The 13,947-nt window shown below is 36.8% G+C and carries 13 protein-coding genes, 1 CRISPR repeat array and 1 riboswitch; of the genes, 12 read left to right on the forward strand and 1 reads right to left on the reverse strand.

The genetic code is table 11. The features are described from left to right. The 9 genes from cas7i (at position 1) to ANCC_RS01910 (ending at position 9,117) form a co-directional block, all read left to right on the forward strand. Positions 1-882 carry a type I-B CRISPR-associated protein Cas7/Cst2/DevR gene (gene cas7i / locus ANCC_RS01870; RefSeq protein ID WP_006567722.1) on the forward strand — a complete coding sequence of 294 codons (882 nt, stop codon included), beginning with the start codon at positions 1-3 and terminating at the stop codon, positions 880-882. Positions 883-897: 15 nt separating this feature from the next. After that, on the forward strand, positions 898-1,977 hold the full coding sequence (gene cas5 / locus ANCC_RS01875) for a CRISPR-associated protein Cas5 (RefSeq protein ID WP_006567721.1): 1,080 nt from the start codon (positions 898-900) through the stop codon (positions 1,975-1,977). 18 nt (positions 1,978-1,995) lie between these two features. Then, a complete protein-coding gene (locus ANCC_RS01880; RefSeq protein ID WP_006567720.1) occupies positions 1,996-4,263 on the forward strand; it encodes a CRISPR-associated helicase/endonuclease Cas3 in 2,268 nt (755 codons plus the stop codon). Positions 4,264-4,330: 67 nt separating this feature from the next. After that, positions 4,331-4,825 (forward strand): CRISPR-associated protein Cas4, encoded by a 495-nt coding sequence (cas4, locus tag ANCC_RS01885; RefSeq protein WP_006567719.1) that lies wholly within the window; start codon positions 4,331-4,333, stop codon positions 4,823-4,825. A gap of 15 nt (positions 4,826-4,840) precedes the next feature. Then, positions 4,841-5,833, forward strand: a complete 993-nt coding sequence (cas1b, locus tag ANCC_RS01890) for a type I-B CRISPR-associated endonuclease Cas1b (protein WP_006567718.1) — start codon at positions 4,841-4,843, stop codon at positions 5,831-5,833. A 3-nt stretch (positions 5,834-5,836) separates the two neighbouring features. Beyond that, positions 5,837-6,115, forward strand: a complete 279-nt coding sequence (gene cas2, locus ANCC_RS01895) for a CRISPR-associated endonuclease Cas2 (protein WP_006567717.1) — start codon at positions 5,837-5,839, stop codon at positions 6,113-6,115. 179 nt (positions 6,116-6,294) lie between these two features. Beyond that, positions 6,295-7,901: a CRISPR direct-repeat array (repeat unit 30 nt; unit sequence ATCTTAATAGAAACATAGTGGAATTTAGAG). 93 nt (positions 7,902-7,994) lie between these two features. Further along, positions 7,995-8,276 carry a hypothetical protein gene (locus ANCC_RS01900; protein WP_039946786.1) on the forward strand — a complete coding sequence of 94 codons (282 nt, stop codon included), beginning with the start codon at positions 7,995-7,997 and terminating at the stop codon, positions 8,274-8,276. Positions 8,277-8,498: 222 nt separating this feature from the next. Continuing rightward, positions 8,499-8,801, forward strand: a complete 303-nt coding sequence (locus ANCC_RS01905; protein ID WP_006567713.1) for a type II toxin-antitoxin system RelB/DinJ family antitoxin — start codon at positions 8,499-8,501, stop codon at positions 8,799-8,801. 1 nt (position 8,802) lies between these two features. Then, on the forward strand, positions 8,803-9,117 hold the full coding sequence (locus ANCC_RS01910; RefSeq protein ID WP_006567712.1) for a type II toxin-antitoxin system RelE/ParE family toxin: 315 nt from the start codon (positions 8,803-8,805) through the stop codon (positions 9,115-9,117). A gap of 1,014 nt (positions 9,118-10,131) precedes the next feature. Here the strand turns inward: ANCC_RS01910 and ANCC_RS01915 are convergent. Further along, positions 10,132-11,538 (reverse strand): amidophosphoribosyltransferase, encoded by a 1,407-nt coding sequence (locus ANCC_RS01915; protein ID WP_006567711.1) that lies wholly within the window; start codon positions 11,536-11,538, stop codon positions 10,132-10,134. 162 nt (positions 11,539-11,700) lie between these two features. Beyond that, positions 11,701-11,814, forward strand: a riboswitch (TPP riboswitch). Positions 11,815-11,888: 74 nt separating this feature from the next. On the opposite strand from ANCC_RS01915, the gene ANCC_RS01920 reads away from it, so the two are divergent. Genes ANCC_RS01920 through ANCC_RS01930 form a run of 3 tightly spaced genes read left to right on the forward strand, consistent with a single transcriptional unit; the run spans position 11,889 to position 13,945 of the window. Beyond that, a complete protein-coding gene (locus ANCC_RS01920; RefSeq protein ID WP_006567710.1) occupies positions 11,889-12,185 on the forward strand; it encodes a thiamine-binding protein in 297 nt (98 codons plus the stop codon). Next, a complete protein-coding gene (locus ANCC_RS01925) occupies positions 12,154-12,918 on the forward strand; it encodes an ABC transporter permease (protein WP_006567709.1) in 765 nt (254 codons plus the stop codon). The genes ANCC_RS01920 and ANCC_RS01925 overlap by 32 nt, the downstream gene beginning before the upstream one ends. A gap of 28 nt (positions 12,919-12,946) precedes the next feature. Next, a complete protein-coding gene (locus ANCC_RS01930; protein WP_039946784.1) occupies positions 12,947-13,945 on the forward strand; it encodes an ABC transporter substrate-binding protein in 999 nt (332 codons plus the stop codon). Positions 13,946-13,947 lie beyond the last annotated feature (2 nt).

The following is a 13,947-nucleotide window of genomic DNA, read 5'->3' on the forward strand; positions in this document are numbered from 1 at the left end:
ATGAAAAAGAATGCATTAACTTTAACAGTAGTAGCCAATATGACATCAAATTATTCTGAAGGCCTGGGGAATATTGCATCAGTACAAAAAGTTTTTAAAAACCAGAAAATATATTCTATGAGAAGCCGGGAAAGTCTGAAGAATGCGATTATGGTTCAGAGTGGATGGTATGATGATCTTGAAACTGAAGTAGATGGAGCAGCGCAAAAAAAAGTAAATGCTGAATTAAATGCTGCTAACTGCAGAGCACTAGAGGGCGGGTATATGAATACCCAGGGGACAACCTATGTAAGAAAAAGTTCCTTTTATCTGACGGATGCCATTGCAGCAGATCATTTTATAAATGAAACAAGATTTCATAATAACTTATACATGGCCTCAAATTATGCAAAGGAAAATGGATTGTCTGTACAGGAGAGCGGCGGTAAAGTGGGATTGATGCCGTATCAGTATGAATACGACAAATCCTTAAAAGTATATAGTCTGACAGTTGATTTGCAGATGATAGGGAAAGATGAGAACTTTGAAGGAGAAGCTTCCCAGACAGAGAAACTAGAGAGAGTAACAGCTCTGTTAAATGCAGTAGAAAATTTATCTTTGACAGTGAAAGGTAATTTAGATAATGCAGAACCAGTTTTCATAGTAGGAGGATTATCTAAAAGAAAGACACATTATTTTGAAAATGTGGTAAATGTCAAACATGCAAACCTGATGATATCAGAAGATCTGAAAGAGAAGCTGAAAGAAGGATTCCATGCGGGACTGCTGAGAGGCAACTTATTAGAAAACGAAGATGAAATAGAAAAAGAATTGGCGCCGGTTTCAATCAGCGCGTTCTTTAAAGAACTGCGCAAGGAAGTAGAAGAGTATTATTCAAACTAATACATAGGAGAGAAGGTGAATGGGGTGAAAGCCTTAAGGATAAAAATTCGTCAAGCCAGCGCAAATTATAGAAAAGAAGAGACAACAGAGAATAAGATGACGTATCCATTACCTCCGTTATCCACAGTTAGCGGTGCACTGCACAGTATTTGCGGATATACTGAATATAAAAAAATGGATATCAGCATTCAAGGCAAATTCTCTTCCATGCGAAAAAAAGTTTACAGAGATTATTGTTTTCTGAACTCTACAATGGATGACAGGGGAACTTTGGTCAAAATGAAAAACGAGAGTATGCTGTCTAATGCATTTACGCAAGTTGCCAGTGCTAAAAAATCTCAAGGGAATAGTTTTTTTAATGGGACTACGATCCAAGTTCATGATGAGTCTTTACTGCAGGAGTACCGGGATTTAAAAGTTCTTGGAAATAAGATTGCGGAATGGAAATCCACAGAGTACAAAGAGCGAATTCAAAATTATAAACAGGAGAAAAACAGGTTAGCAGAACAAAAGAAAACAGCAGAAAAAGGAAGCAATGAGTATGATGAGATTGTTCAGAAAGAAAAGCAGATAAAGGCAGAAGAGAAAGAATGGAAGAAGAAGGTTTCTGATTATGAGACGAGTAACTATAAAGTTCCAATCTCAAAATTCCGTTCCTTAACTACGTCCATTAAGTACTATGAAATTTTGGATAATGTGCAGCTGATTTTACATATTCGTGCCGAAGAAGAAGTTTTGAATGACATCTATCATCATATTTATGATTTAAAATCATTAGGGAGGAGTGAAGATTTCGTAGAAGTTACGGATGCAGAGCTGGTAGAATTACTTGAAACTGATGAGACAGTTCGTAGTCCATATTCTGCTTACTTGCACTATGATGATGTGAAGAACAGGAGAATATATACAGGGATGGGCCCGGAACGATTAATGTTTGGAACTAAATATTATTTGGGGAAAAAGTATGAAATCCAAGACGGAAAACGTATTTTTATTGAAAAAATTCCGGTAGTGTATACATCAGACTTTAAAATCAGAAAAACCAGTGAAAATATTTGGATAGACGATCAAAAGAATATTGTAAATTTTTTATAATTTATGGAGGGTGAATAGGTGAAGTTACAGGAGTACCTGGCAAAGCCAAATAAAACAATTGCAGAACATGCGCAAGATTTAATTAGACAAGCTGAGATTTTGTGGGATTTTCATTATATTAATGATAAGTATATCTTTGATTTGTTATGCCAGGCCTGTCTTCACCATGATGACGGCAAGGCAAATAAAGAATTTCAGAAAAGAGTAAGAAACGGAAAATTAAAATTCAATCCTGAAAAAGAAGTTCCACACAATATTTTATCAATTTTTTATTTAGACCCATCTTTTTATTTACATTCATCGAAATATCAGTATGAGGATTTTATGAGAGTTGCCTGTGCTATTTTATACCACCATGATTACTGTGAAGAATGGAAAGTTTTAAGAGAGAAAAGGGACTTAATTGATTCATTGCTGTTGGATGAATATAAGCATGAATTCGATGATGAAAATGAACTTGTAGGAATATATCCTTCAGACCCTCAGACTATTTTATTAAAAGGTTTACTGCATCGATGTGATTACAGTGCCAGCGGAAATTATCAGGTTGAATATCCAAATGATTTCTTGATTAAGGGGCTCGACCAGATGATGCAAGCATGGAAAGTAAAGAATCCAAAGAGTAAATGGAATGAGCTGCAGGAATTTTGTATTGAGCATCGTGAAGATGATATTATTGCTTTGGCTCCAACAGGAATGGGAAAAACGGAAGCAGGACTTCATTGGATAGGAGACAATAAAGGATTCTTCGTACTGCCTGTACGGGTAGCGATCAACTCTATTTATGATCGTGTCAAAAATGATATTTTAAAAGAAGAAAAACTTCATGAACGTCTGGGATTATTACATTCAGAAGCATTAGAATATTATAGAGAGCATCTTTCAAACAGTGAAGAGTTAGATATTTTTGAATATTCAGATCGGGGAAAAATACTTTCACTTCCATTAAACATTTCCACATTAGACCAATTATTTGGCTTTATTTTTGGGTATAAGGGCTATGAGATGAAATTGGTCACGCTTGCATATTCAAAGATTGTGATCGATGAGATTCAAATGTATGATGCAGAATTACTGGCCTATTTGGTTTTTGGACTTCGGAAGATACATCAATTTGGCGGAAAGATTGCAATCGTAACAGCAACGCTATCTCCATTTTTAAAAGATATTTTAAGAAGAGATACAGGGATTGAATTTAAAGAACAACAGTTTTCAAATAATTTAATGAGACATTCGATAAAGGTAAAGCAGGAGTCCTTATCTGCAGAAGATATTATTCAATGTTATAAAAAAAATAAGATGCTAAATCACAGTAATAAGATTTTAGTTGTCTGTAATACAATCCGAAAAGCACAGGAAATGTATGATGAATTAAAAGAAGCAGATATAGATTTGAATTTAAATGTCTTTCATAGCCGTTTTACCCGAAATGATAGAAAGCAGCTGGAATCGGAAATCAAAGAATTTGGGAAAACCTATTCAGATGAAAAACAAGGAGTCCTGGATAGCCGCGATGGGATTTGGATCGCAACGTCAGTTGTTGAAGTAAGCCTGGATATTGATTTTGATTATTTATTTACAGAACTTTCTGAATTAAATGCATTGTTTCAGAGAATGGGAAGGTGCAATAGAAAAGGAAAGAAAGATATTGATGAATATAATTGCTTTGTGTATTGTGACGGTAAAGATGTTAAGAGGGGGCGGAAAGGCTTTTTAGATGCTGTTTTATATACGCAATCTATGAAAGCTTTGTCAAATTGTGATGGTCCGATCAGTGAAGAAGATAAACTGGCTTTGATTGAAAAATATTTTACTACGGAAGCAGTTTCTGAAAGTGACTATTTAAAAGAATACAATGAAACTTTTAATAAATTTAAGATTGGTGTTAAAGTTAGTGATGGTGAACAGGACTTACGAAATATCTTTTCTCAAAATATTGTTCCAAAGTCCGTATATCTGGATTATAAAGAGAGTATTGAAGGGCTGCAAAAAAATTTAATGGATGTAGAAAAGCAAATAAAAGAGGAAAAGAAATTAGGAAAAGATAAACTAATTTTAAATAACTTGTGGAAAAGGAGATTAGAGATACAAGAACAACTTAAAGGATATATAGTCTCCATACCGAAATATATGTATATAAAATACAAACGTCATGAAATCGAAATTTTTGGAGAGATAAAAATTAATCGGTTTGAGACGATACCGGTAATAGACTGTCATTATGATGAAAAGGGATTTTATCCATTAGATGTAGAGGAAATGGATGAGCCTATATTTACTCTATAAAATAGTGAGAAATAAAATTTTATAATAGCTAGTTGGTAATTGTAATATAAAGGGGAGGTTTCGTTTTATGGAGGAGAGAATTACAGGAGTAATGATTTACTACTATTTCGTCTGTAAGAGGAAATTATGGTATTTCTGTCATGAAATAAATATGGAAGCCGAAAACGAAAGTGTTATGCTGGGTAAGTTGTTAGATGAAAACAGCTATCGCCGTGATGAAAAACACATCAACATTGATAATATTATTAATATCGATTTTATAAAAGAACATAAGGAATTGCATGAAGTAAAGAAAAGTAAATCTATTGAAGAGGCAGGAGTCTGGCAAGTGAAATATTATCTTTACTATCTTTGGAAGAGAGGCGTAAAGAATTTAAAGGCTAAAATTGATTACCCATTGTTAAAGAAAAACCTGATTGTTGAGTTGAAAGAAGAGGATATTAAGAAATTAGAAGGTATTATTTCTGAAATACATGAAATCAAAGAATTAGAAACACCACCTGAGTTCTGTGAAAAGAAAATTTGCAAGAAATGTGCTTACCATGACTTATGTTTCATCTAATAGGGAGGTGAAAGGATGAAGAGAAGCCTTTATGTATATAACAATGGCGATTTAAAGAGAAAAGATAATACACTTCAGTTTACTTCATATGAAGGAGAAAAGAGAGACATTCCCATTGAACGGATTAATGATATTTATGTAATGTCAGAGATGACATTTAACACAGCATTTATTAATTACATATCGCAGTATGGTATCCCGATTCATTTCTTTAATTATTATAATTTTTATACCGGAAGTTATTATCCAAAAGAAAGTCTTCTAGCGGGCCAGCTTCTCGTAAAACAGGTGGAGCACTACACAGATTATGAAAAAAGAATTGAAATTGCACGTAAATTTATTAATGCAGCGGCAGATAATATCTATCGAAATCTACGCTATTACAACAGCAGAGGAAAAGAACTTTCAGAATTTATGAATGAAGTAGATCATCTGCGAAAGAAAATACCAAAGGCAAAAGCTGTTGATGAATTAATGGGAATAGAGGGTAACATCCGAAGATATTATTATACAGCTTGGAATGAAATCGTCAACCAGGAAATTCAATTTGAGAAAAGAGTCATGCATCCACCGGATAACATGATTAATTCACTGATATCTTTTGTAAACTCTTTGATTTATTCAAAGACGTTAAGTGAAATATATCATACTCAATTAAACCCGACAATCAGTTATCTTCATGAACCAGGAGCGAGAAGGTATTCTTTATGCCTGGATTTATCTGAGGTATTTAAGCCGTTGATTGGAGATCGGCTGATATTTTCTTTGTTGAATCGGAAGCAGATAACGGAAGATAGCTTTACCAAAGAGTTGAATTTTCTTCATTTAAAAAAAGAGGCGTCTAAATTGATTGTCACAGAATTTGAAGATCGTCTGAAAACAACAATTATGCACAAGGAGTTGGGGAAAAAGGTATCTTATCAGTATCTAATGCGGCTGGAAGCGTACAAATTAATTAAGCATTTAATCGGGGAAAAAGAGTATGAAGGGTTTAAGATATGGTGGTAGTTTATGTATGTAGTTTTGGTTTATGATATTAGTCAAAGTGAAAATGGACAAAAACGCTGGTCAAGGGTTTTTAAGATATGTAAGAAATATTTGTCACATATACAAAATTCTGTTTTTGAGGGCGAGATATCCAAGGTCCAGCTGGTACAATTACAGCAGGAATTGAAGCCTTATGTGGACAAAGATTTAGATTCCGTCATTATTTTCAAAAGTCGTCATGAGAGATGGCTGGATAAGGAATTTTGGGGGAAAGAGGAGGATAAGACTAGTTTTCTTATATAAGAACTGTCGACCCTTGGTAGTGCAAAATTATAGGGAGATCGACAGTAGCGAGTAACTTAATAAAACAGGGACTTCATGCTTATATAATTTGTATCTTTGTGTTGAAAGTTAATGATTATTATGGGGTCGACAATTTGTAGGGGTTTAAAGGTGAGAAATAGGGGCTTCTAATGTAACGGATCTTAATAGAAACATAGTGGAATTTAGAGAGATCCGCCTCCAAAAATGCAGAAGAGATCTCTGCATCTTAATAGAAACATAGTGGAATTTAGAGTCTCTTCTGATACCTTATCCGGCGGGGCCGTCACAATCTTAATAGAAACATAGTGGAATTTAGAGTAGTTAGAAGCGATAGCTTAACCAGCGGAAAAACAATCTTAATAGAAACATAGTGGAATTTAGAGGCTGATGCCGCTTTAAATTGGGCATTGGCCAGCTTGATCTTAATAGAAACATAGTGGAATTTAGAGGTGCTCGTTCGTAGCGCTCAATCGACACTTGTTTCGCATCTTAATAGAAACATAGTGGAATTTAGAGGTCTTCTGCCAGCATGTCGGCCTGTGATGCAAGCCATCTTAATAGAAACATAGTGGAATTTAGAGGCGTATGTTTTTCGTTTAATTACTTGCCCATCTTTATCTTAATAGAAACATAGTGGAATTTAGAGAAGGAATGGGGAATTGAATAAGGCAATTAGTAGACAGATCTTAATAGAAACATAGTGGAATTTAGAGTACAAAGGAGAAGACGTTCTCTGGCCTTCTCCTTAATCTTAATAGAAACATAGTGGAATTTAGAGTTTTTTGCAATATTGACAGACTTTCTGATCTTGCTCATCTTAATAGAAACATAGTGGAATTTAGAGAGTTTAAGTCCCTGTGCAAAGTAGCTGCCAGATTTTATCTTAATAGAAACATAGTGGAATTTAGAGTAGTTCATTGAATAATACCTCTTCTTGTGCCTCTTTATCTTAATAGAAACATAGTGGAATTTAGAGAAAGCTACAACTGGGAAGACGTTGGCCAAAGCAATGATCTTAATAGAAACATAGTGGAATTTAGAGGCGAGAGATTATGAATGCAGTGAATGATGCCGAAGTATCTTAATAGAAACATAGTGGAATTTAGAGTCCGGTGGGGCCATGTCCCTGAACATCATATTTCCAATCTTAATAGAAACATAGTGGAATTTAGAGGATCCTGCAAATCATCAACAACCGTTTTAAGAACCATCTTAATAGAAACATAGTGGAATTTAGAGGCATTTAAGGTCACCTCCTCTTCTATTTCAACATCATCTTAATAGAAACATAGTGGAATTTAGAGTAGATTTCTGTTTGCAGATTTTTAAAATTCAGTAGTATCTTAATAGAAACATAGTGGAATTTAGAGGATGCCACAACGAAGAGCATGAGCGATTCGGAAGTAATCTTAATAGAAACATAGTGGAATTTAGAGTTGTAATATGCTTGCTCTTCATTTAGCTTTTTCGACATCTTAATAGAAACATAGTGGAATTTAGAGAAAGATGTTTCTGCATCTCCCGGTAGATAGAAATAATCTTAATAGAAACATAGTGGAATTTAGAGGTAGCAACAAGCGCAATAGTAACAAACCGCACGAATTTTAATAGAAACATAGTGGAATTTAGAGAAATCAAAGAAGCAAGAAAAAGGCTTGGGATTGATTCATCTTAATAGAAACATAGTGGAATTTAGAGGATTTTAAAGGATGCTTGGAAGGCGGAAAATGTATTAATCTTAATAGAAACATAGTGGAATTTAGAGCAAGCAACTTGAATATTAAATAGACGTTGCACAGATTTTTATGTTATTATATTATTATATCCATGCACATATTCAGCAAGGAAGGTGATGAACATGACAAACGAGGAGCAAATACTCTCTATACTTACAATTCTATCTAAGGATGTAAATGCATTATCTAAAGATGTATGTGAGATAAAACGAGACATGAAAGATGTTAAACAGCGTGTAACTAATCTTGAAGTTACTCAGGAAACTGAGATTATCCCACGTTTGAAAGATATTGAATCTTGCTACCTTGATACATATAAACGTTATCAAGACGGAAGTGAAGATATAGATTCTCTTAAAACGGACGTAACAATGATTAAGCGTTTTTTAGCACAAGTGAGATAAATAGGTATAATATAACATATATAACTCGTGTAAAGTCTACTAAGGCTTATACATGGGTTATTTTTATCTTAATAGAGACATAGAGGAATTTAGAGATTGATTGGTTTGCAATGGTAGTACAATTTCTAACCCTCTAAAAAGAAAAAAGCATTTGAAATAGAAATAGTGATTGAATTGTAACGACAAAAACGTTACAATAATCTTAATAGGAGGTGTTATATCATGGAAAAAACTGCAACATTAAATTTAAGAGTCAATCCAAAAGTAAAAGAGAGAGCAGAGGCTGTTTTATCGAGGCTAGGAGTTCCTATGTCGACTGCGATTGATATGTATTTAAATCAGATTTCTCTTACAGGTAGTATTCCTTTTTCAATTTCATTGCCAAAAGCACCAGATACAATTAATGTAGATCTAATGACAGAAGATGAATTACATGCAAAGCTTCAAAAAGGATATGATGATATTGAAGCAGGAAGAGTGCAGAATGCAGAAAAAGTATTTGCAGAATTTAGAAAGAAACATTAGCATGAAGCAGTATACAGTTCAGATTGCAGATGAAGCAATTGCAGACATGGAACAATTATATAACTATATTGCTTATAATCTTCTTTCACCGGAAAATGCCATAGAACAATATAATCGAATTGCAGATAAGATACTAACACTGGATATTATGCCAGAACGTAACCGAATTATGGATTCAGAGCCTGAACATAGCAAAGAAATAAGGAGCATGTTAGTGGATAATTATTCTGTTTTTTATGTAATTGAGGGAGACAGAGTAATTGTAACAGATATTTTATATAGTGCGTCAGATATTAATAGGCGATTGAAAGGATAAAGCAGTTATAACTTCCAGAAGGTAGTGGGAATCATGATTTGTAAGAATACTGTCGACCGCAGATACTGTGAAATTTTCAGTGACTCGACAATGTGAGTGGTGAAGCCATTTTATACTACATTTATAGCAATAGATAAAGCTTATAACCAAATGAAAATAATGAAATAGATTGGGTCGACAATTAAGGATTGGGAATTACTTGTATTACTTTAGTGTGGAGATACGGGGTATTAATAGAAACATAGTGGAATCTAAAGTACGATTGCTTCATGAACGAGGACAGATACTTCAAGTATTAATAGAAACATAGTGGAATTTAGAGAGAGTTGCCTTTAAGGAGTCAAACCGAAGTTTCAATCTTAATAGAAACATAGTGGAATTTAGAGGAAAGAAGACCGGAAGAATAAGCTGGTATGCAACCACATCTTAATAGAAACATAGTGGAATTTAGAGTCGTTTGAATTGTTTTATCAGCACATCCACAGCATTTATCTTAATAGAAACATAGTGGAATCTAAAGTGGTTTCTAAGTTGTGTGTGATATATATAGACCCGTATTTATAGAAACATAGTGGAATCTAAAGTAGCGTGTTTAGAATTTCCGGTATCGTCTCAGCAAGTATTAATAGAAACATAGTGGAATCTAAAGATCACTGTTTTTGCAATTCCAACCATTTTTAAAGAGTAATAATAGAACCCATTGGAGTCTAAAGATTTCTTTTACATATTTAATGTGGAAACAAGAACGGTGATAATAGAAACATATTGGAATTTAGAGGTTTCAGTACCAGAAGTACCGATTAATGGTTTTGATTTTAATAGAAACATATTGAGTCTTAGATTGTCGACGTTATGCCAGAATTCATTGCAGATTAAGGCCTTAATAAAACTGTATGGTTACTCTGTCAAGAGTTTTGTATAAACATAAAAATTATATCAATTCTAATTAATTAAAGAAAAAACACAGCATTTGACAATCAATCTCATCAAAAGCTGTGTTTTTTATTATGTTATCTACTCTTTCCCATCCCAACAATAAGTACAGAGTTTTTTAGGATCCAATCCCACAGACTCAATCATATCATCCAGCCTGTGATATCTAAGCGATGTGAAATTCAGCTGCTTACAGATTTCATCGATCATACCCTGATATTCCGGAGAGTCCGGATTTGAAAACTTCTCCAGATGTACATTCTTGTAATCTCCGCTGATCTGTTCAATGATCCGGCGTGTGATCAGATCCATTTCAGAAGTAGAGCGTGAGAAATTCAAATATTTACACCCATATAAAATCGGCGGACAAGCCGGGCGGACGTGTACTTCTTTTGCACCGCTCTGATAAAGGAATTCGGTTGTTTCCCGCAACTGGGTTCCTCTTACGATGGAGTCGTCGATCAACAATAGGCTTTTATCCTGGATCAGTTCATGAACCGGGATCAATTTCATTTTGGCGATCAGGTTTCTCTTACTTTGGATAGTCGGCATAAAAGAACGCGGCCAGGTTGGTGTATATTTAATAAACGGTCTGGAAAACGGTATCCCGGATTCGTTGGCATAGCCAATGGCGTGAGCGATCCCTGAGTCAGGTACACCTGCGACTCTATCGGGAGTAGCATCATCACGCTGAGCCAGCTTCTTTCCGCATTCATAGCGCATTTCCTCGACACTGATTCCTTCATAAGAGGACGAAGGATAACCATAATAAACCCAGAGGAAAGTACAGATCTTCATATCTTCGCCGGGTTTAGCCAGAGTCTGGATACCTTCAGGTGTAAGAATCACGATCTCTCCCGGACCAAGCTCCCGGTCGGCCACATATCCGAGATTCAAATAGGCAAAACTTTCAAAGGAAATACAGTAGCCATCGTCTTTTTTGCCTACGGCTACCGGCGTGCGGCCCATTTTGTCTCTGGCGGCATAGATGCCTTTTGGTGTCAGCAGCACGATCGTCATGGAACCGTCAATGACATCCTGTGCATGCTGAATTCCTTCCACGAGATGTTCTTTCTGGTTGATGATAGCGGCAACCAGCTCCGTTGCATTGATATCTCCGCCGCTCATTTCAAGGAAATGTGTGTGGCCTGAATCAAACATCTGCTTTATAATTTCATCCGTGTTATTGATCTTTCCTACGGTCATGATCGCGTATGTGCCGTGGTGGGAGCGAACGATCAGCGGCTGCGGTTCGTAGTCGGAAATACAGCCGATGCCCATATATCCATGCATCTTGTTCACGTCTTTGTCAAACTTTGTCCGAAACGGAGCATTTTCTATGTTATGAATGGCACGGTCAAAACCGTCGTCTTTACTGTAAACTGCCATACCGGCACGCCTTGTCCCAAGATGGGAATGATAGTCTGTCCCAAAATATAAATCAAAAACACAATCCTGTTTTGAAGTGACACCAAAAAATCCGCCCATAAATTCCTCCGATTTGTAAATAAGATTATTCTGCTGTATTTATTATAACCAAACGAAAGGAACGGGACAAGGAAAGATTGGCATTCTTTCGAAAAGGGAATTGATTTAATTCAGTATATTCATTATAATACAAACATACCGTGAAACCGAGACATAAGAAAATTTTATATACAGGGGTGCTGGCAGACTGCCGGCTGAGAGTAAGACGAGAAGAGGTCTTTAACCCTTATACCTGATCTGGGTAATGCCAGCGTAGGAATAAAACAGTACAGCTGTACATGAGACTATTTCCCCGTTGGATTTGCCAGCGGGGTTTTTCTATGGAAACAGATTTATGAGGAGGAAGAAATATGAATGCAAGCGTAGCGATCCAGACACTGCCGGAGGCGGCCAATGATGAAGAATTGATCCGTATTGTGGACGAGGTAATTGATTATATTAAGAGCACGGGACTGAATTATTATGTGGGACCGTTTGAAACTGCGATCGAGGGTGATTACGATGAACTGATGGATATTGTGAAAGAGTGCCAGCATATTGCTGTCCGTGCCGGTGCGCCGTCGGTTGCGGCTTACATTAAAGTGTCTTATAAGCCAGAAGGGGATGTGCTTACCATTGATAAAAAAGTTACAAAACACCACCAATAAACTGTGGCCGGCAGCGGCGATTCTTGTGATTCTTGCTATGTGGCAGACTGCCAGCGGGACAGGGATGGTTTCAAAATTTCTGCTTCCTTCGCCGGTGGATGTGGTCAGAGCATTTGTAAATGATTTTCCACTGCTGATGGCGAATGCGAGAGTGACCATACTTGAATCGTTTATCGGTCTGCTGATGGGTGTTGTTATTGGTTTTTTAATGGCAGTGCTCATGGATCATTTCGATAAACTGTATAAGGCATTTTATCCGCTGATCGTGCTGACGCAGACGGTGCCCACGGTGGCCATTGCGCCGCTCCTTGTATTGTGGTTTGGATATGAAATGCTTCCAAAAGTAATTTTAATCGTTATCGTGACGTTTTTTCCGATTACCGTGAGCCTGCTGGATGGTTTCCGCTCGGCGGACAAGGATACGATCAGTCTGATGCGTTCTATGGGTGCGTCAAAGCTGCAGATATTCCGGTATGTGAAATTTCCGGGATCTCTTAGTCAGTTTTTTGCCAGCCTGCGGATTTCAGCTTCCTATGCAGTTGTGGGAGCCGTCATTTCAGAATGGCTGGGTGGATTTGAAGGCCTGGGTGTCTATATGATCCGGGTTAAGAAAGGTTTTGCCTTTGACAAAATGTTTGCGGTGATCTTTATGATTTCTGCGATCAGTCTCCTGCTGATGTGGGCCGTGAATCTTCTGCAGAAAAAATGTATGCCGTGGGAGAACCGGGAATAGCCGAAAAAGTGAAAAGAGGATGATAATTATGAAAAAGAGAATGTTAGCTGTATTACTTTCTGTGTTATTGATCACAGCAATGACTGGCTGCGGATCAAAGAAAGAAGAAGCCGGGGACGGAAAGCTTAAAAAGATTACATTTGTTTTGGACTGGACACCGAATACCAATCACACGGGTATTTACGTGGCAAAGGAAAAAGGATATTTTAAAGAAGCCGGACTGGATGTGGAAATCGTACAGCCGCCGGAAGACGGAGCAGAAGTGCTTGTGGGCTCCGGGAAAGCACAGTTCGGTATTTCATTTCAGGATACGATGATGCCTGCTGTCGTTGGGGATGATGCTCTTCCGATTAAGGCTGTGGCAGCGGTTTTACAGCACAATACTTCTGGGATCGTATCCAGAAAGGGTGACGGAATCAAACGTCCGAAAGGGCTGGAAGGCAAAAAATACGCCACTTGGAATCAGGATATTGAAAAAGCGATCTTAAAACAGGTGGTAGAAAAAGATAAAGGGAATTTCAGCAAAGTAAACATGATTCCGAGCACTGTCACAGATGAGGTCTCTGCATTAAAGAGCAAAAAAGTGGATGCCATCTGGATTTACTATGGATGGGCAGGGATTGCTACGGAGGTGGCCGGACTTGATACAGACTACTTTGCGTTTAAAGATATTGATCCGGTCTTTGACTATTATACGCCGGTGATCATCGGGAACAGTGAATGGATGAAAAAGAATCCGGAAACGGCAAAAGCATTTTTGTCAGCCGCAAAAAAGGGCTATGAGTATGCCATTGAAGATCCCAAAGATGCAGGAGATATTCTCTGCGAAGCCTCGCCGGAACTGGATTCCAAAATGGTACAGGCCAGCCAGAAATATATGAAGGATCAGTATAAGGCTGAAGTGAAGCAATGGGGCTATATTAATCCAGAAAGGTGGAATGCATTTTATAACTGGATCAGTGAGAAAGGTCTTTCAAAAACAAAGATTCCGGAAAATACCGGATTTACCAATGACTACTTGGAGTAAAG

This window comes from Anaerostipes caccae L1-92 (assembly GCF_014467075.1).
Taxonomy (GTDB): Bacteria; Bacillota; Clostridia; order Lachnospirales; family Lachnospiraceae; genus Anaerostipes; species Anaerostipes caccae.

Bases quoted from the DNA above. Each gene is read 5' to 3' on its own strand.
- ANCC_RS01915 (WP_006567711.1), bottom strand. From the start codon at position 11,538: ATGGGCGGATTTTTTGGTGTCACTTCAAAACAGGATTGTGTTTTTGAT.
- cas4 (WP_006567719.1), top strand. From the start codon at position 4,331: ATGGAGGAGAGAATTACAGGAGTAATGATTTACTACTATTTCGTCTGT.
- ANCC_RS01920 (WP_006567710.1), top strand. From the start codon at position 11,889: ATGAATGCAAGCGTAGCGATCCAGACACTGCCGGAGGCGGCCAATGAT.
- cas7i (WP_006567722.1), top strand. From the start codon at position 1: ATGAAAAAGAATGCATTAACTTTAACAGTAGTAGCCAATATGACATCA.
- ANCC_RS01900 (WP_039946786.1), top strand. From the start codon at position 7,995: ATGACAAACGAGGAGCAAATACTCTCTATACTTACAATTCTATCTAAG.
- ANCC_RS01910 (WP_006567712.1), top strand. From the start codon at position 8,803: ATGAAGCAGTATACAGTTCAGATTGCAGATGAAGCAATTGCAGACATG.
- cas2 (WP_006567717.1), top strand. From the start codon at position 5,837: ATGTATGTAGTTTTGGTTTATGATATTAGTCAAAGTGAAAATGGACAA.
- ANCC_RS01930 (WP_039946784.1), top strand. From the start codon at position 12,947: ATGAAAAAGAGAATGTTAGCTGTATTACTTTCTGTGTTATTGATCACA.
- cas1b (WP_006567718.1), top strand. From the start codon at position 4,841: ATGAAGAGAAGCCTTTATGTATATAACAATGGCGATTTAAAGAGAAAA.
- ANCC_RS01905 (WP_006567713.1), top strand. From the start codon at position 8,499: ATGGAAAAAACTGCAACATTAAATTTAAGAGTCAATCCAAAAGTAAAA.